Here is a 23023-nt window from a genome sequence, read left to right as displayed (position 1 = left end):
CCTACGTGGACCTGGTTCAGGGCGGCGAGATCGATATCGCCATCTCCCCCCAGCAGGCGACCATCGGGAGCCTTTTAACCCACGTGCGCCGGGGCGATATCGTCAACGTGCACTCGCTGCGCCGAGGCGCGGCAGAGGCAATCGAGGCCATCGCCCACGGCGACAAGCAGTCATCCCGCGTGGTGGGGCGCACCATCAGCGAGATCCACCTGCCCGAAGGCACCACCATCGGGGCGATCGTGCGCGGCAAGGAGGTCATCATCGCCCATGGCGACGTGCTGGTGGAGAGCGGCGATCACGTGATCCTGTTCGTGATCGACAAGCGCCGCATCCGCGATGTGGAACGTCTGTTCCAGGTCGGCCTGACGTTCTTTTGAGCGACCGTTTAGCTGCCTAGATTTCCACCGCGCGGCCAATGAACTCGATAGGCCCGGTGGGCAAGCCGGTGGCCGAGCCGCTCGCCTCCTCCAGCGTCAGCTCGAAAAGCTGGTTGTCTTCAAGCGGCGGCAGCGCCTCAAGATCGATGCTGACAGGCTCGCCCGGCGCCACCAGGCCAAGCGACACTGGCGCCTGCCAGTCATCGGCCTTGGTCCAGAACTCCAGCGCCTTGCCCTCCGGCACTTCGAACGTTCCCAGCGGTATCAGTTGTATGCGCTGGCGTGAAGAGGCTTGAACTACCCAGCCAGCAGATTGGGCCTGCGGCGCCAGCAGCACCACCATGTACTCCGGCGTGGCTGGCGCTGGCGGCCGGGCCAGCATGATGGCCATGACCAGCGCAGCGGCAAGACCAAGCCCTGCCACCCCGCGCCATAGCGGCAGGCTGTTGAAAAGGCGCCGCCGCTCGGGCATCGCCTTTTGAGGATGATGAGCGGGTGTCTGGGCGTTCAGGCTGCGCTGGATACGCGGCCACAGAAATGCAGAGGGGGCAACAGGCGTTGCCAGGGCGGTATAAGGGGCAAAGCGCTCTTCCCAGGACATGACCGCGTCTTGTAGCGCTGCATCGTGGGTCAGCCGCGCTTCAACGGCTTGGCGCTCACTGGGCGAAAGCGTGCCCAGAACGTACTCGCCAGCCAGGGTATGGTCATCGCCATGCTGGTCAGAAACACTCATGCCATGCACTCCCGTAGACGTTGCAAGCTGCGTTTTATCCAGGCCTTGACGGTCCCCAGCGGCGCGCCTGTATGCTCGGCTATTTCTGCATGGCTCAAGCCGTCCACGTAGGCGTGGAGTATGCAGTTGCGTCGCTCTGTTTCAAGCGCTTGCAGACAGGTATCCATACGCTGGCCCGTTTGCCAGTCAAAGGCCTCTTCAATACGTAGCGCGTGCTGAAACGTCTCATCGTGCTCGAATTGCGCAGGGTCGCTGTGATCGACATTGATTTCACGGTCACGGTAGCGAATCGCATTCAGGGCAAGATGGCGGGCCACGCTGAAAATCCAGGTACGCGCCGAGCCCTTGGCGGGGTCGAAACTGGCGGCTCGCTGCCAGATGTTCAGGCAGGCGTCATGAACGATATCTTCCGCCATGCCACGGTCTTTCACGATTCTAAAGACAACGCCCAAAAGCGCGCCACCCTCTTGCTGGTAGAGTTGATGCAGGGCATCGTGTTCACCACGCGCGCAGCGCTCGAGCACAGCGGCATGGTCAAATTCATGAGTTACGTCTGTCACACCTGGACTCCCTGGCAACGCGTCGAGATCGTATAGACGCCTGTTCAGAGAGAATAGCCGCCAGGGGCGTTGCGCACGAGCCCCCGGCGTAACTTAAATTAACCCTAGAGCGCTTACTCGGCCGTCCAGAAGATGTAGTCGGCCTGATATGTCACCACAGACGTTGCGCCTTCGTGGTCGGCATCACAAGGTGCGTCCGGCGCGACACCGCCTTCGGTGTTCAGGCGCTGAATGTAGGTCACGCCGGTCATGGCACCTTCGCCTTCAGCCGGGTTGGCTTCGACCAGTTGAAGCGGAATATTGCCATCGCCATTGGCGGCAGTGGCAAGCTGTGTGCCGGTAACCTTGGAGCCGTCGAACGCTTCCCAGGTGGCGGGCGGGCCGTAGTAGCTGCCTACCTGGGCGCCTTCGCCATCGTTCAGCGCCGCCGCCGGGCCCTTGAATACCCAGGCGACATCGCCATCATCATTGGTTTCACACATATAGGTAATCGCGCCGACACCCACGGTTTCAAGCGCTACGGTATTGCCGTCCGGTACCTGGACATCCGCCGGCACATCGGCCAGAGCGGCATGACTGAAAGAAGCGATCACAGCGGCGGCCAAGGCAGTACGCGTTAGATGGTGAAGGGTCATGTTCAGTCTCCTAGAGGGTTATTGTCAGCCGCCTTTAATGACGACTGTACAAGTAATACCCGCAAGCGATGCGATTGGATGCAGCCAGAACGAAAAAAACGTGTTTTCTTTGGCATTAAAAAAAGCCACGGACGAATCCGTGGCTTTTTGGTCAATCTTTTTAACCGTTTACCGAATGATTACCTGGCCGCGTCTTGCATGGCGAGTGCCGTATCCAGCATCCGGTTGGAGAAGCCCCACTCGTTGTCGTACCAGGCCATTACCTTGACCAGGCGACCGTTGACGCGGGTGTGGTTGGCATCAAAGGTGGACGAGTGCGCATCGTGATTGAAGTCGATGGACACCAGAGGCTGCGCATTCACGGCCAGCACCTTGGAACCGGCGGCGGCTTTTTCAACGATCTGATTGATCTCTTCCTTGCTGGTATCGCGGCTGGCGGTGAAGGTCAGATCCACCAGCGATACGTTGATCACCGGTACACGAACCGCCATGCCGTCGAACTTGCCTTCCAGCTCCGGCAGCACCAGACCGACCGCGGCGGCGGCCCCGGTCTTGGTCGGGATCATCGATTGAGTTGCGCTGCGCGCGCGATAGGGGTCGGAGTGGTAAACGTCGGAAAGATTCTGGTCGTTGGTGTAGGCGTGTACCGTGGTCATCAGACCGTTTTCGATACCCACCGCATCGTTCAACGCCTTGGCTACCGGCGCCAGGCAGTTGGTCGTGCACGACGCGTTGGAAACCACCTTGTGCTCGGCCGTCAGAATATGCTCGTTCACCCCAAACACGACGGTGGCATCGGCGTCCGGACTGGGTGCTGAAATAAGCACCTGAGCGGCGCCGGCTGCCAGGTGCTTGGCAGCGGCTTCACGCTTGGTAAAAAGCCCGGTGCACTCCATTACCAGATCCACCTTGAGCGATTCCCAAGGCAGGTTGGCCGGGTCGCGCTCGGAGGAGATCGCAATCTTGTCACCATCGACAGTCATGCTGTGCGCATCGTGCTCCACGGCGAAGGGAAAATGGCCGTGGACACTGTCATGGCGCAGCAGGTGCGCGTTCAGCGACGGGTCGCCCAGGTCATTGATGGCCACTACCTGAAGTTTTTCACGATAGTGGTTCTCATACAGCGCGCGCAGTACATTGCGACCGATCCGGCCAAACCCGTTAATAGCAACTCTGATAGTCATGCTGACACCTCACACTGGGGGGTGGACGGCTTCATTCCGGTAAAAAAATTACCTAAAAGATGCCTAAAACCTTTCAATGAGGAAAGTCATGCCTGAAAGCGACTTTCTCTTGGCTATTAATCAACCTATTTGTAGTAAAATTACTATATTATCATCCTGGACGTCTATACCCGCCGGCGACAATTCAACTCATCAGGCGCCTGACATCCCCCGCATGGTTGCCAACGACCAGCCATGCTCCAAAAGCCGCCGTTGAAGCGCCCTGCTGGCTTGCTTCTGCCGCTTCGGCGCACTCAGAATACGATGATAATGTACGCCTTCGAAGAACAAACCGGAGAGTCACCATGACCGATGCCCGACCACCCCGCCAGGTAGCACGCTCCCTGCCCGCAAAGAAACGCATTGCGCTGATCGCTCACGATGGCAAGAAGCAGGAGCTCATGGAGTGGGCTCAGCGCTGGCAGACAACGCTGAGCCAGCACCAGTTGATGGGCACGGGCACCACCGCCGCGCGCCTGACCAAGCAGCTTGGCCTGACGGTAGAAGGCCTGATGAGCGGGCCGCTGGGTGGTGATCAGCAGATTGGCGCGCGTATTGCCGAGCAGCGGCTCGACGTGCTGGTATTCTTCTGGGACCCTTTCGCCCCACAGCCTCACGACCCGGATGTGAAAGCCTTGCTGCGCCTGGCGGCGCTGTGGAACGTGCCGGTGGCCTGCAACGCCGCCAGCGCCGACTTCCTGCTGTCATCGCCCTTTCTGAGCGAACGCTACGACATGTCGATTCCCGATGCCGACGCCTGGGCCAGCGCCAGAACCTAGCCTCGCTTGCAGAACTAGCCTCGCTTGCATAGATGGCGCTTGACCACCTGCAGCCCGGTGCTGGAATCGTCTCGGGTAGCCTCAAGTGCGCTTTGCAGGGTCAGCGCCGCCATGCGGTCGTAATCCTGGGAAGCCGAGTTCACCGGCTGGGGGAGAAAATCCAGCAGGCGGTGATCGCCGAAGGTGGCCAGCCTGAACCGACTGGAAAGCCCGCCGCGCGCCAGCAGCGCATCGAAGACGCCCTCCATCAAGGTATAGGATGCTGTCACCAGCGCATCGACTGGCGTCTTCTCATCCAGCAGCTGATGCGTCAGGCGCACGGCCTCTTCCCGCTCGTAGCGCGCGCCGCTTAAATAGACAGGTTCGATGTGGCGTGCTGCAAGCGCCGCCTGAAACCCGGTGCGGCGCTCGCGGCTGATGGAGAGCGTGGGCATGGCATCCAGCCACGCCACTCGGCGCGTACCTTCACAGAGAACCGAACGCGTCAGTTGTTCCGCGGCGTCGCGGTCATCGCTGACCACGCTGGCAAAACGCTGGGCATCAAGCCCCCTGTCCATACCGACTACCGCCCAGCCATCGTTGACCAGATCGGTATAAAAGGGATCGCTGTCGGCCAGGCAACTAGCGGTGATCAGCGCCTCGCAGCGCTGAGCACGCAGCGCCAGCGCCAGGGTGCGCTCACTCTGCGCGCAATCATCCGAGCTTACGATCAAAAGCCGATAGCCCTGCTCGCGTGCGCCGCGCTCCAGCCGTTTGGCCAGACGTGCATAGCTTGCGTTTTCTAGGTCGGGCACGATCAGCCCCAGCAGGCGGCTTGCCCCCCGGCGCAGCGCTGCTGCCTGAGGGTCTATCTGATACTGGTGCGCTCGAACTACCGCCATGACCTTCTCGACGGTGGTCAGGCTGATTCGCCGCTGCTCGGCCTGACCATTGATGACGTAACTGGCCGTTGTGCGTGAAACGCCTGCCAGCCGGGCAATATCGGCAAGAGTCATGTTTTTTCCCCTGATTGAGCGCATACAGTGTACCAGCGCCTTGACTCTGCCCCTACCAAAGTCTAAAAACACACCCCTTGTGCCTTCAGGTGAATCGTTTCAGCCTTATCATCATCAATAGCGGGCACCGTTCACTTTGTAAAGCTCGGCGCTTGGTCACTTAACGATTGTCACTGCCGGGCCGTTAACGGACTCGTGTTTACAGGAGAATTGCATGCTCACACTGGGCTCAAACGACATCTTGCTCGGCCGTCAGGCGGATACCTGGCAAGCGGCGCTGGATGATGCCGCCCGGGTGCTGACTGACGCGGGGCTGGTGGAACCAGACTACCGTGACGGACTGCATGCCCGTGAAGCGCAGTCGTCCACCTATCTTGGCAACGGCATTGCCATTCCCCACGGCACGCCGGAAAGCCGCCATCACGTCATGAAGACCGGCGTGCGCGTGCTGCAATTTCCGCAAGGCATCGAATGGCACGACGGTCATCGCGTCTACGTGCTGGTCACCATTGCCGCGCAGAACGACGAACATCTGGATATCCTGCGCGCGCTGACTCACGTGCTGGACCGCGATGGCGTGGCTCAGGCGCTCGCAGCGGCCGACTCGACGGAAGAAGTGGCCGGCCTGCTCTCGAAGAGCGTTCCCACGCCCAAGCTCGATAATGAAACCCTGTGCCTGCAGTTTCCCGCCCAGAGCGCCCAGGAGCTGGCGCTGGCTGCCGCCGCCCGGCTGCGCCAGAGCGGCTGTGTGGATAATCACTTCATTGCTGATATTGCCGCCAGGCCTCCGGTATGGCTGGGTGGCGGCTTCTGGCTTGCCAGCAGCGCGAGCGGGGTCAAACAGCCCGCCCTTGGCGTGGCGACACCCGCCGATGAGCATCTGAAAGAGAATGGTCATGCGCTTCACGGCCTGTTCTGCCTGGCCGCGCAGGATAATGCCCACCGCCCGCTTCTCGAACAGCTTCAAGCGGTACTTGAAAACGGCGACAGCCAGGCGCTGCTGGGCGCCTCGGCTTCGCAGGTGCTGGCAAGGCTTGCCGGTGAAACCGCCAACACTCATACCCTGCGCGTACGCGTGCTCAACCCCCACGGCCTTCACGCCCGCCCGGCCAAGCAGCTGGTGCAGGTGGCCCGTGCCCAGCCGGTGGCGGTCAACGTGCGCCTGGAAGAAGGCAGCCCCACGAGCGTTTCCGCCGCCAGCCTGACCAAGGTGATCGGCCTGGGCGCACGGCGCGGCCAGTGGCTTACGCTTTCCAGCGAAGGCAGCGAAGCTCCGCAGGCACTTGGTGAAATCGCCAAGGCTATCGAGAGTGGCCTGGGTGAAAAGGTCACGCCGTTTGATAGCGGCCGCGAGCGCCCGGTGCCCAGGCACGCCGCTCAGGAAGGGTCGGTCGAGCCGCTGGCCGCGGACACGCCGCACACCGGCATCGCTGCCTCGCCGGGCCTGGCGATTGGCCCGGTCTTCGTGATCCGCCCCCAGCAGTTCGACTATGCCGAGCACGCCGATAACCCGGATCGTGAGCTTGGGCGCCTGCAAAATGCCATTGCCGAAGGCATCGCACAGCTTGAAACGCTGGTGCGCAACGCCCCGGGCGGCGAAGTGGCCGACATTCTCTCCATGCACGAAGAGATGCTCGACGACCCGGAGCTGCATCGCGCCGCCGAAGATGCCATTCGCGAAGGCCGCTCCGCCGAAGCCGCCTGGTGGGAGTCCATCGACACCGCCGCCCACGCCCAGGAGATGCTGGCCGATAGGCTTCTGGCCGAGCGCGCTGCCGACCTGCGCGATGTCGGCCGCCGGGTGCTAAGCATCTTGTGTGATGTCACGCTACCCGAACCGCCGGATCACCCCTACATTCTGGTGATGGACGATATTGGCCCGTCGGATGTGGCTCGCCTGGATACCTCGCGAGTGCGCGGCCTTCTGACCGAGCGCGGTGGCGCCACGGCGCACAGCGCCATCCTGGCCCGCGCACTGGGCATTCCCGCGGTGGTGGGTGCCGGGAAGGCGGTAATGGCGCTCAATAACGCAAGCCTGATGATTCTGGATGGCGAGCGGGGCCGGGTCATTCCCTCGCCTTCCGAGGAGCGCCTGAAGCGCGCCGAACAGAATCTTCTGGACCTGCAGACCCGCGAAGCGGATGCCTGGGCGCGGCGTTTCGAAGCCGCCCAGACCCGGGATGGCCACATGGTTGAAGTGGCCGCCAACCTGGGCAACACCGCCCACGCCGAAGACGCAGTGGAGCGTGGTGCCGAGGGCGTTGGCCTGCTGCGCACCGAGTTTCTGTTCATGGCGCACTCGAGCGCCCCGGACCTCTCCACGCAAACCGCTGAGTATCGTCAGGCACTCGATGCCCTGAACGGGCGGCCGCTGGTGGCGCGTACGCTGGATGTGGGGGGCGACAAGCCGCTGCCCTACTGGCCTGTGCCCCAGGAGGACAATCCGTTTCTGGGCCTGCGCGGTATCCGCCTGGCGCTGACCGAGCCCGAGGTGCTGGAAACCCAGCTGCGCGCGCTATTGATGGCCGCGGCCCCGGTTGCCGGCGCAAGTGCCCGGCCACTGCGCATCATGCTGCCCATGGTCAAGGACGTGGCCGAGTTTCGCGCCGCCAAGGCGATCTTTGACCGCCTGCTGGCCGATATTCCCGCCAACGGGCGAGCCAGTGACGTGCAGCTTGGGGTGATGATCGAGATTCCCTCCAGCGCCCTGCTCGCCCCGAGCCTTGCCGCCGAGGTGGATTTCTTCTCCATCGGCACCAACGACCTGACCCAGTACACCCTGGCCATCGACCGCGGCCACCCGGAACTTTCCGCCCAGGCCGATGGCCTGCACCCGGCGGTGCTGCGCCTGATTCAGATGACCGTCGAGGCCGCCCACGCCAAGGGCAAGTGGGTAGGCGTGTGCGGGGAGCTTGCCTCCGACTCCGCCGCCATCCCGGTACTGGTGGGGCTTGGCGTCGATGAGCTTTCCGTCAGCGCGCGCCAGATTCCGCTGGTGAAGGCGCGCCTGCGCGAGTTCGACCTGGCGGATGCCCAGGCCAGCGCTCAGTTGGCGCTTGCTCAGGCTACCAGCATCGATGTGCGCGATGCGCTGGAGGCCCGCTGATGGCCCGCGTGGTGTGTATTACCTTGAACCCGGCGCTGGACCTCGCCTTCGCGCTCGATACGCTGACGCTCGGGGCCGTCAATCGTCCGCGACACGCCCAGCTGGAAGCCGCCGGCAAGGGCGTCAACGTGGCCCGCGTACTGGCCTCTCTTGGCCACGACGTGGTAGTCAGCGGCTTTCTGGGAAGTGATAACGATGGTCCTTTTCAGCGCGCCTTCGAGCAGATGGGCGTGACCGACGCCTTCGTTCGCGTCACGGGCGAAACACGCATCAACGCAAAGCTTGCAGAAGCGAGCGGCCGGGTGACCGACATCAACGGCCCCGGCATCGCGGTCGATACAGCTCAAGTGGACAGCCTGATGGTGACTCTCGAGCAGCAGATAGCGACCACGCGCCCGGATGCCTTGCTGGTGGCGGGTAGCCTGCCGCCGGGGCTCGACCTGACCGCCTTTGGCGAATTTCTGACTCGCCTGAAGGCCACCGGCGTGGCGCTGTGGGTAGACACCAGCGGTGACGCTCTTCTGCGCGCCATCAGCGTGGCGCCTGAAGCGGTCAAGCCCAATGAGATCGAGCTTGCCGACTGGGCGGGCAATACGCTCGAAAGTTTCGAGCAACGGCTGAGCGCCACCACGCGGCTTCACCAGACCGGGGTGTGCCAGGCGCTGCTTTCCGCCGGCGCCGATGGGGTCATCTGGGTCAATGCTGACGGGGCATGGCAGGCAACACCGCCGAAGGTGCAGGCGATCAACACCGTGGGCGCCGGTGATACCTTCGTGGCCGGCATGCTGCACGGTCGGCTGTCGGGTGAAAGCGAAGAACAGACGCTGCGCTTTGCGACGGCTCTTTCCGCTGAATCCGTCCGCCATGTGGGCGTGGGTAATGCCCAGGCCGATGATTTTTCCTTACTCCTACAACACACTCGGGTACAGCACCTGCACGCAAGCCGCACCGAGGGAGCTCTTTGATGAACGTTATTCTGATCACGGCCTGCCCCAGCGGCATGGCCACCACCTTCCTTGCCGCCAAGCGCCTGGAGCAGGCAGCCATGCGCCTGGGCTGGAAGGTGCATGTGGAAATGCACGGCGAGCTGGCCCCACTCGAGGCCGCCAGTGCCGAGCAGATCCAGACCGCCGACCTTATCGTGGTGGCGGCGGAGCAGGTACCCGCACCGGAACGCTTTGCCGGCAAGCGCCTTTATCAGGCGCCTATTTCTCAGGCGCTGCCGGACCCGGGAGCCTTTCTGGCCACTGCCAAGCGTGAAGCGCCGCTTTACACGCCGCCGGAAAACGCCCCGGCCAGCGTGACGCCCTCCCCCGGCCAGCAGACCATCGTTGCGGTTACCGCCTGCCCTACCGGCGTCGCCCACACCTTCATGGCCGCCGAAGCACTTTCCGAGGCGGGCCGCGCCCTGAATCATTCGATTCGCGTGGAAACGCAGGGCTCCGTGGGCGCTCAGGACAAGCTCACCGAGGAGGAGATCAAGGCCGCGGACGTGGTGATTCTCGCCTGCGACATCGAAGTCGACCCGACCCGCTTTGCGGGCAAGCGCATCTACCGCACCTCAACGGGCACGGCGCTGAAAAAGCCCCAGGCAACCATCGAGGCCGCCCTGGCCGAGGCCAGTGTCGAGAGCGCCGGCGCGTCGAAGAGCGCACCGAGCGAGGGCAAGAGCCTCAAGGAGAAAGGCGTCTACAAGCACCTGCTCACGGGTGTGTCGTTCATGCTGCCGATGGTGGTGGCGGGCGGGCTGATCATCGCGCTCTCCTTCGTCTTCGGGATCGAGGCCTTCGAGGAGCCGGGCACGCTGGCGGCTGCGCTGATGCAGATCGGCGGCAGCGCCATGGGGCTGATCGTGCCGGTGCTGGCGGGCTACATCGCCTACTCCATCGCCGACCGCCCGGGCATCGCGCCGGGCCTGATCGGCGGCATGCTCGCCGCGGACATCGGCTCCGGCTTCATCGGCGGCATTCTCGCCGGCTTTCTGGCGGGCTACGTGGCGCTGGCCTTGACCCGCGGCGTCAAGCTTCCCGCAAGCGTCGAGTCGCTCAAGCCCATCCTGATCATTCCTTTCGTGGCGAGCCTAGTCACCGGGTTGATCATGGTCTACGTCATCGGCGAGCCGGTGGCCGCCCTTCTCGGGGCGCTGGAGAACTATCTCGCCTCGCTGGATTCCACCAACGCGGTCATTCTGGGGCTTTTGCTGGGCACGATGATGTGCGTCGACCTGGGCGGGCCGATCAACAAGGCCGCCTACACCTTTGGGGTGGGCCTGATCGCCTCGAACACCTACGGGCCGATGGCCGCCGTGATGGCGGCGGGCATGGTGCCGCCGATCGGCATGGGGATCGCGAGCTTTCTGGCGCGCTACAAGTACGCCGCCGCCGAGCGCGAGGCGGGCAAGGCCTCCTTCGTGTTGGGGCTTTGCTTCATCAGCGAAGGCGCGATTCCGTTCGCCGCCAAGGACCCGCTGCGCGTGATTCCCTGCTGTATCGTGGGCGGCGCGGTGACCGGCGCGCTCTCGATGCTCATCGGGGCCAAACTCATGGCGCCTCATGGCGGCATCTTCGTGCTGTTGATTCCGGGCGCGATCACGCCGGCGTTTCTGTACCTGGGGGCAATCGTCGCGGGCTCGCTGATCACCGGCGTGAGCTACGCCTTTCTCAAGCGCGGCGCCGCCCAGGTCGCCGTAGCCAGCTGATGCAAGCGCCGGTATGACGCCGGCCCATCGGATAAAAGCGCCTTTCGCACCGTTTTATTACGTCGAAGGCGCTTTTTTTATGGCCACCCATTGTTCCCACCGCGTCTTGATGTAGTATTTTTACATAACAAACAGAGTAAAGGCGCCACGCTTTAACTGCCTCATCGACAAGGAAATTTCACCTCATGTTCCAGCTCACCCGAAGCGTCACCTGGCAGGCCCTCGAACGGCTGCGCGACAAGACCCACAACGACCGCATTCGTGACTACTTCACCCAGGACGCGCAGCGCTTCGAGAAAATGAGCCTGCGCGTGGGCGGGCTGTTTCTGGACTACTCCAAGCACCACGTCTCCGATGAGGTGCTCACCAAGCTGCTGGAGCTTGCCGATCATTCGGCGCTGGTTCAGCGCCGCGCCCAGATGTTCTCCGGCGACATCATCAACGTCACCGAGAACCGCCCGGTGCTGCACACCGCGCTGAGAAACCCGGGCGATACGCCGGTTCACGTCGATGGCAAGGACGTGATGCCGGAGATCACCCGCACCCGCGAGCAGATCAAGGCGTTTTCCGAAGCGGTGAGAAGCGGCGAGTGGAAAGGCTACAGCGGCAAACCGATCAAGGACGTGGTCAACATCGGCATCGGCGGCTCGGATCTCGGCCCCAACATGGCGGTGCGCGCCCTTCTGAAATACCGCCACCCGGAGCTTCACTTCCACTTCGTTTCCAACGTCGACGGCACGCACATCCAGAAAGTGCTGTCGCGACTCGATCCGGCCACCACGCTGTTCATCGTCTCGACCAAGACCTTCTCTACTCAGGAGACGCTGCTGAACGCCAAGACCGCGCGGCGCTGGTTTCTGGAACACGCCGGCGAAGGCGCGGACGTGGGCGCGCACTTCATCGCCGCCTCCACCAACCGCAAGGCGGCGATGGAGTTCGGTATTCGCGAAGAGAACGTGTTCGAGTTCTGGGCCTGGGTGGGCGGGCGCTACTCCATGTGGTCGTCGATTGGCCTGCCGATCGCGCTCTCCATCGGCTTCGAGGGCTTCATCGAGCTGTTGGAAGGCGCCCACGAGATGGACCGCCACTTCATCGAGGCACCCTTCTCCCAAAACATGCCGGTGCTGATGGCGCTGATCGGCATCTGGTACATCAATTTCATCGGTGCCGAGACCCAGGCCATCGTGCCTTACGACCAGGCGCTGAACCAGCTGCCGTCGTTTCTGCAGCAGCTCGACATGGAGTCCAACGGCAAGTCGGTGGACATCTTCGGCCACCCGGTCAGCTACAAGACCGGGCCGATCGTCTGGGGCCAGACCGGCTCCAACGGCCAGCACGCGTTTTTCCAGCTGCTGCACCAGGGTACCCGCTACGTACCCATCGACTTCATCGCCTCGCTCAAGCCCGAAAGCGGCATGGAGGAGCACCACTTCGCCCTGCTCACCAACATGCTCGCCCAGGCCAACGCCTTCATGGAAGGCAGCCAGGGGGACGCCCAGGAACTGAGCCAGGACCCCTACAGCTGCCCCGGCAACCGCCCCTCAAGCACCCTGCTATTGGACGAACTCACACCCCGCAACCTGGGCGCACTAATCGCCCTCTACGAGCACAAAGTGTTCGTGCAGGGCGTCATCTGGAACATCAACTCGTTCGACCAGTGGGGCGTACAGTTGGGTAAACGCATCGCCGGTGAAATCAGTGAGCGTATCGATACCAATGCGGCGGATTTTGATGCGTCTACGCAGGGGTTGTTGGAGTTGGTGCGGGCGCATTTTTCGGGTGGCGGTGCAGAGGAGAATGGTCAAGCCGAAGACAGCAAAAAGGCGGGTAAGAAAAAAGGTTAGGAGGCTTTAGAAGTTGAAATAAGAAGTGAGCAAACGTCCTGGCTGAATAAATAGCCGGGACTTTTTTGAATAGGTAGCTTTGATCTCGCAAAGGCTGCAAGTGCTAGCTAGATAGCTTCCATCCAGTACTGATCTTGTGTCTCACCACATCTTGTAAAACCCAGCCGTTCGTATAACACAATGGCACGGTTCTGCTTCAAGACCGAAGCCGCAAAGACATGCCTACCGCTTGTGCCTTTTCCAATTCCTAACGCACAACTTGCGATCCAATCCCCCGCCTTTGATATTCAGGAGCAAGAAATATCTCTCGCAGCTGAAGAAACCCCCCTTCGCTTGTTACCCAAACTGCACCTACAGATGTGCCGTTTAGCTGTAAGACTTCAAAACCACCTTGGTGCCATTTTTCGTCAAAAACTGACTTTTGAAGCTTACCTTCCCAAGCGTCAAACTGGCACTCGACTACTTCTTGGTAGGCGTTTGAAAAAGCGCTCCAGATGAAATCGTGATCACTCTCCACTGCTATCAATCTGGCAATTTGCATTTTGATACCATCAAAATCGATTACTGGAACTTAATGTAAACATGGCATAACACCTGAGTTAAGCCGCACTGCGAAGCGGCGTCGGCTTTAATGAATTGTTAGGGCTGCGCCTAGTAGAGACCACGCGTGAGGACCTGATAGAAGGTGCCATTGCCGCCAAGCCCGCCACGATCCCGAATACGCACTAAAACTGAGCCGCAGTTTTGGCACTGCATGAAGGAATTATCAGTGTCACCTGCAGGGCCTCCATTGATATGCACGTCCTGACCGATCTCGACACAGGCATCAGAGGGTCTACCAGCTGTGCAGTCAGCGCATTTGCTCTTATGATTGATAGTCATCGATCCCCCCCTAGCAGGCCTAACGCCCGGCTCACTAAGAAAATTTTTGATGGCGGCTTTTTACACATAAGATGAAAGCGGAAATTTGTTCAGTGTAGCCGATTGTTACGTGTTATCTATAAAATGACGAATTTTTACGGCTATCTTCTGGGCAACTCTACTTGCTAACGATTTGCAAAAGTCTATTAATTTAAAGCCAAACATTAGATTCAATATAGTAACCCCAATCAATGCTAAAAGCATTATTGACTTAAAATTAAAGTTCCAAATATCACTAATAGAATCAGGGTTTGTGTACATTAGAGCGTAGCTCAGTAACCATACCCATAACCCTATAGTCGAAACCAGAAATGTACGTTCAACAACAAGAGAAACTGTATCAATAACTTTATCTATTTTCATAGTCTGATATGCTACTTTTTTCAGCATCTTCCAGCCTAGCGCCCAACTTTTCTGTATATATCTTTTTTGCTTTCTCTAAAATTGTGGTTACGGAGCCAAACATATTGTCATCTGATGAAAACGCTTGATCCATTAGCTGGTCTCTCGCTGCCATGCTATGGATCAATACGTGATAATCATGTTCGTTTATTTTCCTTTTCTTTGAGTCGGTTTACTTCGCTAATATAATCTGACCACAATGAATCTGAAGGTAGAAGTGCTGAATAGCAGTTGGCAACTAACCTGTCTTTAGGAAGGTCGGCTGTTTTTTTGACAGATTTCATCCAAACCAAAGACGAGAATACGTGGTCCCCCATGCATACCGGTGCATTGGAGTGCCCGTATTCTTCATTAAAAAAAGGTTGACATTCTAGGTAACTGTGCATTTGTTGTTATAAAAATCGCTTTACATCTATCGAGATAGTCTTGCTTTCTTCCCTCTCTTAGCTGGAAATTGCCTGTAAGCAAGCAATATCATGCGCTCGTGCTTTCTCCGACTGGTGTTCGAACACGCTAGCAAGCTTTTCAGATAAAGTGTTTTCATCTAATGAAAATGCTTCAATTATTTCAGGTTTTCTTCAACAAATACCCCTTTTTCATTTAGCTTTTCTTCTAAACTATTCATTATAATAAGCAAGTCAGACGGAGTTATTGAATTGTGATTAATATAGTCGAAAACATCGCTTGGCCTATTTGGGCTTAGTCGACCATACTGGTCAATTTTATTTAGCGCAGCAAAGAATATGCCATGCAATTCATCAAGGGTATTCCTAAAACAACGGGTATATACACCCATATCCTTTAGCATTTCCATTAATTCTTCACATGGAATGCATAGCTCTTTCTGAGAGAAGCCGAGAACCCTTACTAAAAACTGAGCATCTAAATAAACAACTACTTTTTTAATGGCTTATTTGTAATATCAGTAGCATTTTGAGAGTAATAAAATGTTTCTGCCAGCATTTCTCTACGAACAAATGAGAGGATTGATTCAAATGATTTCTGATCATACTTATTTGAGTAAGACACAAATTTTGAAACTAAAAATTTGTTTTTGTCTGAGTGTGCAGCCTTAATCTTTTCAGCTTCGCTTAGGTTGGCAAATAGTAACAGAGCAATATCATATAATACTTCAAAGAAGTATGTTGAAGCGATTTCTTACTCTAAATCAACGAAATGTTGACTTTTACAGTAATTAACAAATTTCTGAACTAAACCATTGTACCTTCGTTGTTCAGCATCACGCAAAGTAGAGAAGTTGGAACTCTTAACACGATCTCTTTGGATTTTATATATTCCGTGAGGCTGCTTCTCCAATAATTGATATTTATTGGTAGCTCTTTTTAGCAAACTAAGTACCGCGCCAGTCGGTATTTTAAACTCTGCAATTTCAATAAATTTTTCCTTGAATTCATCAACAGAGAAAACATCAGCGGTCATCATACCAGTGTTTCATTAACCAAAGGGATATAATTATCTAGAATATCAGAGCCTTTCTTATCCCAATTGACCCTAACAACTGCCATATTTACAAGAAACCTATCCATATATTCTCTTTTATTTGATGCTTTCTTTTGTGTCTACTGACTGAGCCACATAACGCCGCAATCACGCGCTTGTCGCGTGCATTGCTTTGTTAGCCAATATAGCTAGGACATCATCCATATAGCCCCCTAATGTTTTTTGACTCCTAACCTGTGATGATCCGTATGCGTTAGGTGACTTTATAAACTTCATCAAAGACATATGCTTTGGATGATACATTCCGTTCGACCGAGCTATTAGGTAGGCGGCTTCCAAGCTACGCAATTTTTCATATGCCGAATTAAACTGTCTAGTAGAGAGATTAATCATAAAAGACTCCATTGAACCTATTCCATCTTTTCTCTGTGACAAGCCAATTCCATTAACTACGTTACTCACATCAGAATCAACTGATTCAAATGAAATATCAGGCTGCATTCTTCCTGACCTGTACGCTGATTTAATCTCACGAAATCGTCTTAACGAATCCACATCGAAGCGTGGGTAAATATTTGTTTCTTGCAAGGCACACTCAATATCCTCAATTCCAAAAACTAGTTTCGAACTCATAGCTAAACTTTTAATTAAAAAGTCTCTGGTTACGCAGTACAAAACATCAGCTTTCCAGCCATTAAGACGATAATCACTAGGCCAAGAACTAAAGAATATAATAGACTCTGCGCAGGTTGTAACATCACCTACATTCGGCTTAACTAATTGGCAATCGTTGAGCCAATCCTGGAAAATATTCTGATAGTCAAATAGTATCCGTGACTCATTTTTTAGATGCTGCACGAATAGCGAGCCTCGCCTTTGCATAGCAATAAGCTGACCGGGAGTTAAAGCGCTCACGCTATAGCCATTAGCCTCGTAGCGCCTCCGCAACACCCTATGTGAACTCCTGCTGCAAACGATTAGGAGATCCTTATCGCTATGTTTATCGTTGCTGCCTCTAACGGATGAGCCAAACTCAACTATTGAAAACATATTAGCGTGACCTCAGGGCGATATTCACTATGGCAGACAAAAATAGCGACATAGCAACAAATCCTAGAAGAGCTTGAAAAGTAACAAAAACTCTTCCTGCAGTTGTAATAGGAACTATATCGCCAAACCCTAAGGTTGTGATTGCGACGACAGTAAAATAAATAGAATCAACAAAAGAAAGACTACCATTCTCACCAAAAATAAGGCTATCGAATAGAAAATTAAGAGTGGAGAAAAGCCCAACAACTATAAATAGTAGCCGCACAACTCGTAAAGGCCGAAGACCATATCCAGTAACAAAGTCATACATCCAATGCCGAATTTTCCCTTTTAAATATTCCCGCCTCGTAATCACATTACGCTTCTTTTGTGAGTCTAAGTGTGCATGCTTTGCTCTTTCCATCTGATAAAGGCTTTCAATCGAATGATCTGGCTGGTGCTCGTCTGATGCATTTTTGTATAGCGATTGATAGAGGCCAATTGCTATATTTGTGTCATCAATCAAATCAAAGTTATTTTTAAAATCCTTTGGGTCAAGCAAACAGCGTGTTACACGCAATTTCGATGTATTTGTCTCAAAGAATCGACAATCAATGAACTCACAATCCGAAAAAGATGCGCCAGCAAATAAGCATTGTTTGAACTGACAGCGAAGAAAGCGAATGTTTCGAAAATCAGTGTCTTTGAATGAAATGCGTTCGAAAACCTTTTCGGAAAAAACTATAGGGTGACGGTTGGCACTCTGAAAGCTCTCTGGATAATAAAGAAGATCACGCCAGGAGTTTTCTTCCTCAAGGCGAGCGAACTCATCCTGAGAGTCAACCCGCTGACCTTCGATTTTAAAGATGTTTGCTGACATGCACTTTCCCAGAATGACGACCATTTGATTGGTTGGCTAACACCTTGCCCATCGGAAAATCAAGAGCGTGGTGAGTAATTTATCCGCGTACAACAACTTGTTAACAATGACTCAGTTCAACTGTTACAAAAGTCGAGCTGAGTCTAAATCAGTCGAAAGTTCTTTATGCTGGAAAATTACACTTTGTAGCTGAATACATCTTTGAATACGGATAGAATTCGAGCAGAGTTCTCTGGTAAAACGACTTCTCCTGTTTCTATGTCGAAGAACTTTTCCAATACAGCAATATAGGCATGGCCGACTGCTTCCGTGATAGCAATCGCTGTGGTGGCAGAAATTGCGCCGCCGATCAGGGTGCCTGCACCGGGAATGAATTTCAAGGCATTAGACACTACGGTTTTCCCCACTTGTGCCAGCGCGGTAATACCCATGATGCCGGTTAAAACCGATGTCATTTTTGAATTATCCGCATCTAGTTCGAACTCAGTATTAATTTTATAAATCATAGTACTTTGTATTGCCGCAATAATAGGTGCATCAGACCCAGGAATCGGTGAAGCCCCAGCTGTTCCCGCTGCGGCGGAAGCAAAGTGAACCACTTTTCTGGCTCCCTCTTTCATCGCGGCAAGGCGCTTTTCTATTTTTAAGCGCTGAGCTTTAAGAAAGGCATTTTTTGCCGATTTCTTACCTTCAGGAAATCGCGCCTCGGTGACCTCGATCAGGGATTCAAGACCTTTAACCTTTACCACAAAATCTTCATCAATTTCATAGGGGACGGAATTGACGGAAACATAAGCTCCGCGCACAAAATTTTTATATTCTTTGTCAATGATAAGCTTCGCTTCTTCAACAAATTCTCTCTCGGCCTTACCTGTAACACGGGTAAAAACTATGATAGCGGGAATATTACGTTTCGCGAGAAGGCCAATCAAAGTGAGATCGCGATCTTCCACTCGATCACTGCTGGCTTTAATGCAAACCCAGCCAATATGAGGAATATCGCAGTCGTCATTGGCGTTATCAATGGCTTGTCTGAATTCATTTTCCAGTGATGACATTGTGTCTTGATAGTTTTTAGCCTCTATGCCCTTAGTGTCCCAAAGGCAAATACCTTTTTCAGGTATGGCAACCTTTTCAAGGTGCTGAGTGACAGGCTTTCCTGCCCCGGCTTTAACAACTTCATCGCCAAAAATAGCATTAATCAAAGTGCTTTTACCTACACCGCTGGCACCAGAAATAATGATATTGCATCGTTCTTTTTCATTTACGGCCTTATCTTTCGCTTTGTTATGATAAAATTCGCCGCTTTCCTCGTTGTAGCTGTCGCCAAGGAAATCCCTATAATCGCTCATTTCTTTTTCTCCGCATCATTTTAGTTAAGCGTTAGAATTATTTCTTATAAATTATCGAACGCTCTGTGGTTGCTCTCGCTAACAGTGATTAGGTGCCCGGCTGCATAACCTCAATGAACGTGCTGGCGCGTTCATTGAGGTTATCTAGTCGCCTAGATCAAAACTATCTCATTGATCCTATTGCTAGCAAAGCAAATTTTGGCTGCATATCCAAAATTCGCGTGCTTTCTCGCTTTGCCTGACCTGAAGCACATGTGATTGGGGCTACGAGCAGCGGGCTATCTCCATGTGTGAAATCGAGCCAAAGCCTTATTGATTAGCTACGTGGCCTGCTTAACAAATCGTCAAGATGCGCGCAGACTTCTGGCCACTCCCCATGCCCAGGCTATACATCACCGTGTCACGAATGGTGCCATCACGGCGTAGTTTGTGCCCGCGTATGACATCATCCTTTTTAGCGCCCAAACGCTCAATGGCACGTTGGCTTGCGTAGTTGAAGTTGTCGGTGCGCCAGCCCACCACGTTACAACCCAACGTATCGAACGCATGCGTTAACAGCAGCAGCTTGCAGGTGGTATTGATAGGGGTACGTTGCGCGCGTTTGGCATACCAGGTGTGGCCGATTTCCAACCGTTTTACCTCAGGCAAGATGTCGTGATGGCTCGTCGTACCCAGCACGGTACCGCTGGCCTCATCAATAACGGCAAACGCAAAACGGTGGCCTGCTTCACGGCCTTTCAAGGCGGTTTCAATAAAGGCGCTTGTTTTCTCAGGTGAAGGCACCGGTGTGACGCGTAGATTCCACAACTCGCCATCGGCGGCTGCGGCGCGCAGGCCAGCTCTCTGGCAGTGGAAAAAACGATTAGCGGTGATCTTGCTAAAGTTATCATCGGAATAGTCGATAGGTTCTATTAATAAAAATGAGGGATTGGCCATGAAAATCGGATTTTCCAACCTGATGATGATCAATACTCGCCGTGAGCCTTCAGCCGGGCCTAGCGCGGCGCGGGTAACAGGCCAACCCTTGTCGGTTGCCGCCCCCAACACGGACGACCCTCAGACTAAACGGCTCAAGAAACAGAAAGAAGCGTTTGAAGCGCTGGCATCGCTGCCCAGCCCCAAAGAGTCTGCGATGCAGAACGCTGCGCAAAAAGTGGGATTTTTAAAGCTGCGGTTAGAATCGCTTAAAGCCATGATGCGTTTTGCCTCACCCGAACAGCTTAAATCCATGGCCAGCGAGCTTAAAAGTATTGCGCGAGAGTTAGGCGTGGCGGCTCGGCAATTAAGCGGTGGGGGCACCAGCTCTGCCAGCCCCACGGTGTCGCCTACCGTTAACGCCATGCAACCTGCCCATAATGTTTCAGAGGTATCTTCTGCAGACAGTGTGCAAAGTGAAGGGCCAGATTCGAACGCTCAGGGGGCTGATACCGCGCTTGCCAGCGCGGAAGCCGCGATCTCGGCCGAGATGGACGACGAGCTGAAAGAGCAAGAGCAAGAACAAGAACAAGAACAAGAACAAGAACAAAGCCTGAATTCGGATGATGCTAGTGAAAAAGTGGCAGGTGAAGCCTTGGCGTTCGCGAATGTTTCACAACGCGATGACAACCGCTCACCGACAGTCAGCGCCAGCGAACACGCCCTGTGCGGCATTCTGATTGATGCTAAAAAAGAACTGCAGGAAGCCATCAATGAACTGAAAATACGTCTGCGTGAAGAGGATAAAGAGGCACGCCGAGAGCTCAAGAAGGCCGAGGAAGATATGGCCAGGCTTGACCGCTCGCTGGCTCAGGCAACGTCCAATGCGCTTTATTCTTCGCTGGGCCAGATGTTGCCAGGGGCTACCAGCGTTGTCAGCTCAGCCACTGCCACTGCCACTATCAATGTAGAAGCTTAGCGATCACTCTGGTTGAAAGACGCCCCGCCGGGAGCTACCCGGCGGGGCGTCTTTATTTCACACTCGCCCTACTGTGATCACTCGATGTGTCAGAAGCGCTTGCCCAGACTCAGAAACAGCGCGCTGCTACGCGCATCGTCGACGTCGACATTGGCGCCAATTTGAGCATCGACGCCGCCAAGCGTGGCGCGTACGCCGGCATCGAGTTCGACGTAGTCGCGATCCAGGTCAAGCTTGGGAACGCGGTAGTCACCCAGTTGCGGCACGCTCGAAAGCGACGCGCGGCCGCCCTGCTCACGCTCGAACTCGCGGTTGTAGCTCAGCTGCAGGTAGGGATTGATACCCGGCCCCTCGCGCCGAACCTGCCAGCCAAGGCGCCCCACCAGCGACTCGACATCGCGGTCGGGGTAGCCAAGCGCGGTAGAAGACGCGCCCGCCTCACGGTAGCCGTCGAGCTCGACGCGCTGCCAGGTCAAACCCGCTACCGGGCCGGTGCGCATCTCGCCCGCGGGCGTCGAGAACGCGCCGAATTCGAAGCCTGCGTTGAGCGCGGCGGTCAGATTCTGGCCGTCCGCCGACCCGCTGTGGCGGCGAGTAGTGCTGCCCAATTGAATCTCGCGATCAACGTCGACATCGAGCCAGCTGTAGCTCAGTTGGGCGTTGAGCCAGGCGCTGTCGCTGTACCAGCCGGAAAAGAGCCCCAGCGTCGTATCACGGCGCTTGAAATCGCCCCGGCCACCGCCGAAATCGCCATCCTGATCGCCGTAGCCGACGAACCCGCCCAGCACGACGCCGTCCCTATACCAGTCCACGCCAAGAAGCCCCGCCGGCGTGTTGGCGTCCAGAAGATCGCCTGATCCGAGCTTTTGGCGCTCGGCGCGCAGATCGCCCCACCAGCGCAGGCCGTTTTCAAGCGCGGCCCCGTTCAGGTGTTCCGCGACCCGGTTGGCGCGGGTTCGCCCGCCCAGCAGCGCCGAGTGGGTCGCCAGCTGCTGAAGCTGCGGCCCCTCGATCATCGACGCGGCGACCTCGCCGATGATGCGATGGGTCGCGCTGGTGGGGTGAATCTCGTCGGCGAACAGGTAGGTGTCACCGGCATCGGGCGCGACCAGCGTTGCCTGATTACAAAGCGGCAGCGGCTGCGTGCAGGCGGGCTCGACCACGTTGGTAAACCCGTAGTCGCCGGGGGCGGCGGCCACCTCCTGCAAGAGCCCAAAGGTATCGACCGGAATTACATCAAAGCCGCTTGCCGCCACGGCGGTATAAAGCGTTTCGTTGTACTGCCGGGCGAGCGCGGTGGCGCCAGCGCTGGAGGCGGGGTCGTCGTTGAAGCGCGGCGTCAGGCCCAGATCAGGCACGTTGAAGAGCAGCACATGGCGGGCACCGGCACTTTCGAGCGCACCGACCACCTCGGCGGTGGCGAAAGCCGTGCTGCCGATCACGCTTGCGGCATCGTCTCCGCCGCTCACGGTAAACAGATCGTTGGCGCCGCCCCAGACGGCGTAGAGCGCGTTACTATCGGCCACCCCGCCGGTGGCGGCCAGATAGCTCGCCAGCTGATCGCTCACCGAGGGCGCCAAGCCGAACAGGCTGCTCGATGACGCCGCTACCCGCGCCCCGCCCGCGGCGTAGTTGTTGCCCCCGGCGGTGGCGGGCGCGGCGTTGCTGCCGTAGCGCGCGGCAACGTGCTCGGCCCACACCGGCCCTGGGTTGTCGGTGAAGCGGCCGATGAAGTCGAGTTGACCGGGCGCAATAGGTAACAGTTGCTCGATGGCGGCACGGTAGTAGCCGCTATCGGTCAGGCTGTCGCCGAAGAAGACGGTATCCTCGAAGGTATCTGAGAAGGTGGCCTCTGCCAGTGCCGGAAACGGCAAAGCGCCGACTCCGAAGAGGACTCCGAGTGCCAGGCACCGGTAATGTGACGTTAGCATGACATCAATCCCTTGGTAGCTATTGTTGTGTGTCGATGAGTATGTCCGGCCGAATTCCAGCGCCGATGACGCTGAACGAGCCATATGTGTATGGCACAGCGTCGTATTTACGACAATGAAAAGCACCGTGAACCATTCGGTTGTCACATCGATGGGCTCGTGCAGGGTTTCCGCAGCGGCCATAATGTTAGCTAAACATAGCC

The 23023-nt window shown here is 56.4% G+C and carries 21 protein-coding genes; 7 read left to right on the top strand and 14 right to left on the bottom strand.

All coding sequences use genetic code 11. From position 1 onward, the window contains the following. A partial coding sequence (locus HW452_RS15750; protein WP_317986360.1) for a TrkA C-terminal domain-containing protein occupies positions 1-377 on the top strand: 377 nt, incomplete at its 5' end. A 16-nt stretch (positions 378-393) separates the two neighbouring features. Here HW452_RS15750 and HW452_RS15745 read toward each other — a convergent pair. The 4 genes from HW452_RS15745 to gap form a co-directional block, all read right to left on the bottom strand. Continuing rightward, entirely contained in the window at positions 394-1110 is a 717-nt protein-coding gene (locus HW452_RS15745; protein WP_224107052.1) for an anti-sigma factor, read from the bottom strand. After that, the gene (locus HW452_RS15740; protein WP_224107051.1) at positions 1107-1670 is read right to left on the bottom strand and encodes a sigma-70 family RNA polymerase sigma factor; all 564 of its coding nucleotides are present in this window, start codon (positions 1668-1670) and stop codon (positions 1107-1109) included. Before HW452_RS15740 ends, HW452_RS15745 begins: the two co-directional genes overlap by 4 nt. A gap of 113 nt (positions 1671-1783) precedes the next feature. After that, entirely contained in the window at positions 1784-2305 is a 522-nt protein-coding gene (locus HW452_RS15735) for a DUF3455 domain-containing protein (protein ID WP_224107050.1), read from the bottom strand. A gap of 179 nt (positions 2306-2484) precedes the next feature. Then, positions 2485-3489: a type I glyceraldehyde-3-phosphate dehydrogenase gene (gene gap, locus HW452_RS15730; RefSeq protein ID WP_224107049.1), complete on the bottom strand. Its 1005-nt coding sequence runs from the start codon at positions 3487-3489 to the stop codon at positions 2485-2487. A 344-nt stretch (positions 3490-3833) separates the two neighbouring features. On the opposite strand from gap, the gene HW452_RS15725 reads away from it, so the two are divergent. Then, positions 3834-4307 (top strand): methylglyoxal synthase, encoded by a 474-nt coding sequence (locus HW452_RS15725; protein WP_224107048.1) that lies wholly within the window; start codon positions 3834-3836, stop codon positions 4305-4307. Positions 4308-4321: 14 nt separating this feature from the next. Here the strand turns inward: HW452_RS15725 and cra are convergent, their stop codons facing one another. After that, on the bottom strand, positions 4322-5302 hold the full coding sequence (gene cra / locus HW452_RS15720; protein ID WP_224107047.1) for a catabolite repressor/activator: 981 nt from the start codon (positions 5300-5302) through the stop codon (positions 4322-4324). 214 nt (positions 5303-5516) lie between these two features. On the opposite strand from cra, the gene ptsP reads away from it, so the two are divergent. From ptsP to pgi, 4 genes are all read left to right on the top strand, one after another. Then, the gene (gene ptsP, locus HW452_RS15715) at positions 5517-8408 is read left to right on the top strand and encodes a phosphoenolpyruvate--protein phosphotransferase (protein WP_224107046.1); all 2892 of its coding nucleotides are present in this window, start codon (positions 5517-5519) and stop codon (positions 8406-8408) included. Beyond that, positions 8408-9373, top strand: a complete 966-nt coding sequence (pfkB, locus tag HW452_RS15710) for a 1-phosphofructokinase (protein ID WP_224107045.1) — start codon at positions 8408-8410, stop codon at positions 9371-9373. Before ptsP ends, pfkB begins: the two co-directional genes overlap by 1 nt. Beyond that, a complete protein-coding gene (locus tag HW452_RS15705) occupies positions 9373-11106 on the top strand; it encodes a PTS fructose-like transporter subunit IIB (RefSeq protein WP_224107044.1) in 1734 nt (577 codons plus the stop codon). The genes pfkB and HW452_RS15705 overlap by 1 nt, the downstream gene beginning before the upstream one ends. A 185-nt stretch (positions 11107-11291) precedes the next feature. Further along, entirely contained in the window at positions 11292-12950 is a 1659-nt protein-coding gene (gene pgi / locus HW452_RS15700) for a glucose-6-phosphate isomerase (protein ID WP_224107043.1), read from the top strand. Positions 12951-13197: 247 nt separating this feature from the next. Here pgi and HW452_RS15695 read toward each other — a convergent pair whose 3' ends face one another. The 8 genes from HW452_RS15695 to HW452_RS15660 form a co-directional block, all read right to left on the bottom strand. Further along, positions 13198-13491 (bottom strand): GNAT family N-acetyltransferase, encoded by a 294-nt coding sequence (locus HW452_RS15695; RefSeq protein WP_224107042.1) that lies wholly within the window; start codon positions 13489-13491, stop codon positions 13198-13200. 729 nt (positions 13492-14220) lie between these two features. After that, on the bottom strand, positions 14221-14367 hold the full coding sequence (locus HW452_RS15690) for a hypothetical protein (protein ID WP_224107041.1): 147 nt from the start codon (positions 14365-14367) through the stop codon (positions 14221-14223). Positions 14368-14835: 468 nt separating this feature from the next. Continuing rightward, positions 14836-15087, bottom strand: a complete 252-nt coding sequence (locus tag HW452_RS15685) for a hypothetical protein (RefSeq protein WP_224107040.1) — start codon at positions 15085-15087, stop codon at positions 14836-14838. 344 nt (positions 15088-15431) lie between these two features. After that, on the bottom strand, positions 15432-15716 hold the full coding sequence (locus tag HW452_RS15680) for a hypothetical protein (RefSeq protein ID WP_224107039.1): 285 nt from the start codon (positions 15714-15716) through the stop codon (positions 15432-15434). 165 nt (positions 15717-15881) lie between these two features. After that, on the bottom strand, positions 15882-16649 hold the full coding sequence (locus HW452_RS15675) for a hypothetical protein (RefSeq protein ID WP_224107038.1): 768 nt from the start codon (positions 16647-16649) through the stop codon (positions 15882-15884). Between the two features lie 136 nt (positions 16650-16785). After that, positions 16786-17643: an ion channel gene (locus HW452_RS15670; RefSeq protein WP_224107037.1), complete on the bottom strand. Its 858-nt coding sequence runs from the start codon at positions 17641-17643 to the stop codon at positions 16786-16788. 176 nt (positions 17644-17819) lie between these two features. Further along, positions 17820-18995 carry a 50S ribosome-binding GTPase gene (locus HW452_RS15665; RefSeq protein WP_224107036.1) on the bottom strand — a complete coding sequence of 392 codons (1176 nt, stop codon included), beginning with the start codon at positions 18993-18995 and terminating at the stop codon, positions 17820-17822. A 333-nt stretch (positions 18996-19328) separates the two neighbouring features. After that, entirely contained in the window at positions 19329-19931 is a 603-nt protein-coding gene (locus HW452_RS15660) for a GNAT family N-acetyltransferase (protein ID WP_224107035.1), read from the bottom strand. On the opposite strand from HW452_RS15660, the gene HW452_RS15655 reads away from it, so the two are divergent. Further along, positions 19930-20889: a hypothetical protein gene (locus HW452_RS15655; protein WP_224107034.1), complete on the top strand. Its 960-nt coding sequence runs from the start codon at positions 19930-19932 to the stop codon at positions 20887-20889. The genes HW452_RS15660 and HW452_RS15655 overlap by 2 nt on opposite strands. 89 nt (positions 20890-20978) lie before the next feature. Here the strand turns inward: HW452_RS15655 and HW452_RS15650 are convergent, their stop codons facing one another. Then, positions 20979-22820 (bottom strand): autotransporter domain-containing protein, encoded by a 1842-nt coding sequence (locus HW452_RS15650; RefSeq protein WP_224107033.1) that lies wholly within the window; start codon positions 22818-22820, stop codon positions 20979-20981. Positions 22821-23023: the final 203 nt, after the last annotated feature.

Origin of the sequence: Vreelandella aquamarina, assembly GCF_020075495.1 — a bacterium.
Lineage (GTDB): Bacteria > Pseudomonadota > Gammaproteobacteria > Pseudomonadales > Halomonadaceae > Vreelandella > Vreelandella aquamarina_A.
The sequence above is the reverse complement of the archived record's forward strand: the minus strand, read 5'-3'. Positions and strand labels throughout refer to the sequence as shown.

Bases quoted from the DNA above. Each gene is read 5' to 3' on its own strand.
- HW452_RS15670 (WP_224107037.1), bottom strand. From the start codon at position 17,643: ATGTCAGCAAACATCTTTAAAATCGAAGGTCAGCGGGTTGACTCTCAG.
- pfkB (WP_224107045.1), top strand. From the start codon at position 8,408: ATGGCCCGCGTGGTGTGTATTACCTTGAACCCGGCGCTGGACCTCGCC.
- HW452_RS15665 (WP_224107036.1), bottom strand. From the start codon at position 18,995: ATGAGCGATTATAGGGATTTCCTTGGCGACAGCTACAACGAGGAAAGC.
- cra (WP_224107047.1), bottom strand. From the start codon at position 5,302: ATGACTCTTGCCGATATTGCCCGGCTGGCAGGCGTTTCACGCACAACG.
- HW452_RS15690 (WP_224107041.1), bottom strand. From the start codon at position 14,367: ATGGATCAAGCGTTTTCATCAGATGACAATATGTTTGGCTCCGTAACC.
- HW452_RS15655 (WP_224107034.1), top strand. From the start codon at position 19,930: ATGAAAATCGGATTTTCCAACCTGATGATGATCAATACTCGCCGTGAG.
- HW452_RS15695 (WP_224107042.1), bottom strand. From the start codon at position 13,491: ATGCAAATTGCCAGATTGATAGCAGTGGAGAGTGATCACGATTTCATC.
- HW452_RS15680 (WP_224107039.1), bottom strand. From the start codon at position 15,716: ATGATGACCGCTGATGTTTTCTCTGTTGATGAATTCAAGGAAAAATTT.
- HW452_RS15685 (WP_224107040.1), bottom strand. From the start codon at position 15,087: ATGGAAATGCTAAAGGATATGGGTGTATATACCCGTTGTTTTAGGAAT.
- HW452_RS15735 (WP_224107050.1), bottom strand. From the start codon at position 2,305: ATGACCCTTCACCATCTAACGCGTACTGCCTTGGCCGCCGCTGTGATC.
- ptsP (WP_224107046.1), top strand. From the start codon at position 5,517: ATGCTCACACTGGGCTCAAACGACATCTTGCTCGGCCGTCAGGCGGAT.
- gap (WP_224107049.1), bottom strand. From the start codon at position 3,489: ATGACTATCAGAGTTGCTATTAACGGGTTTGGCCGGATCGGTCGCAAT.
- HW452_RS15745 (WP_224107052.1), bottom strand. From the start codon at position 1,110: ATGAGTGTTTCTGACCAGCATGGCGATGACCATACCCTGGCTGGCGAG.
- HW452_RS15650 (WP_224107033.1), bottom strand. From the start codon at position 22,820: ATGCTAACGTCACATTACCGGTGCCTGGCACTCGGAGTCCTCTTCGGA.
- pgi (WP_224107043.1), top strand. From the start codon at position 11,292: ATGTTCCAGCTCACCCGAAGCGTCACCTGGCAGGCCCTCGAACGGCTG.
- HW452_RS15660 (WP_224107035.1), bottom strand. From the start codon at position 19,931: ATGGCCAATCCCTCATTTTTATTAATAGAACCTATCGACTATTCCGAT.
- HW452_RS15725 (WP_224107048.1), top strand. From the start codon at position 3,834: ATGACCGATGCCCGACCACCCCGCCAGGTAGCACGCTCCCTGCCCGCA.
- HW452_RS15705 (WP_224107044.1), top strand. From the start codon at position 9,373: ATGAACGTTATTCTGATCACGGCCTGCCCCAGCGGCATGGCCACCACC.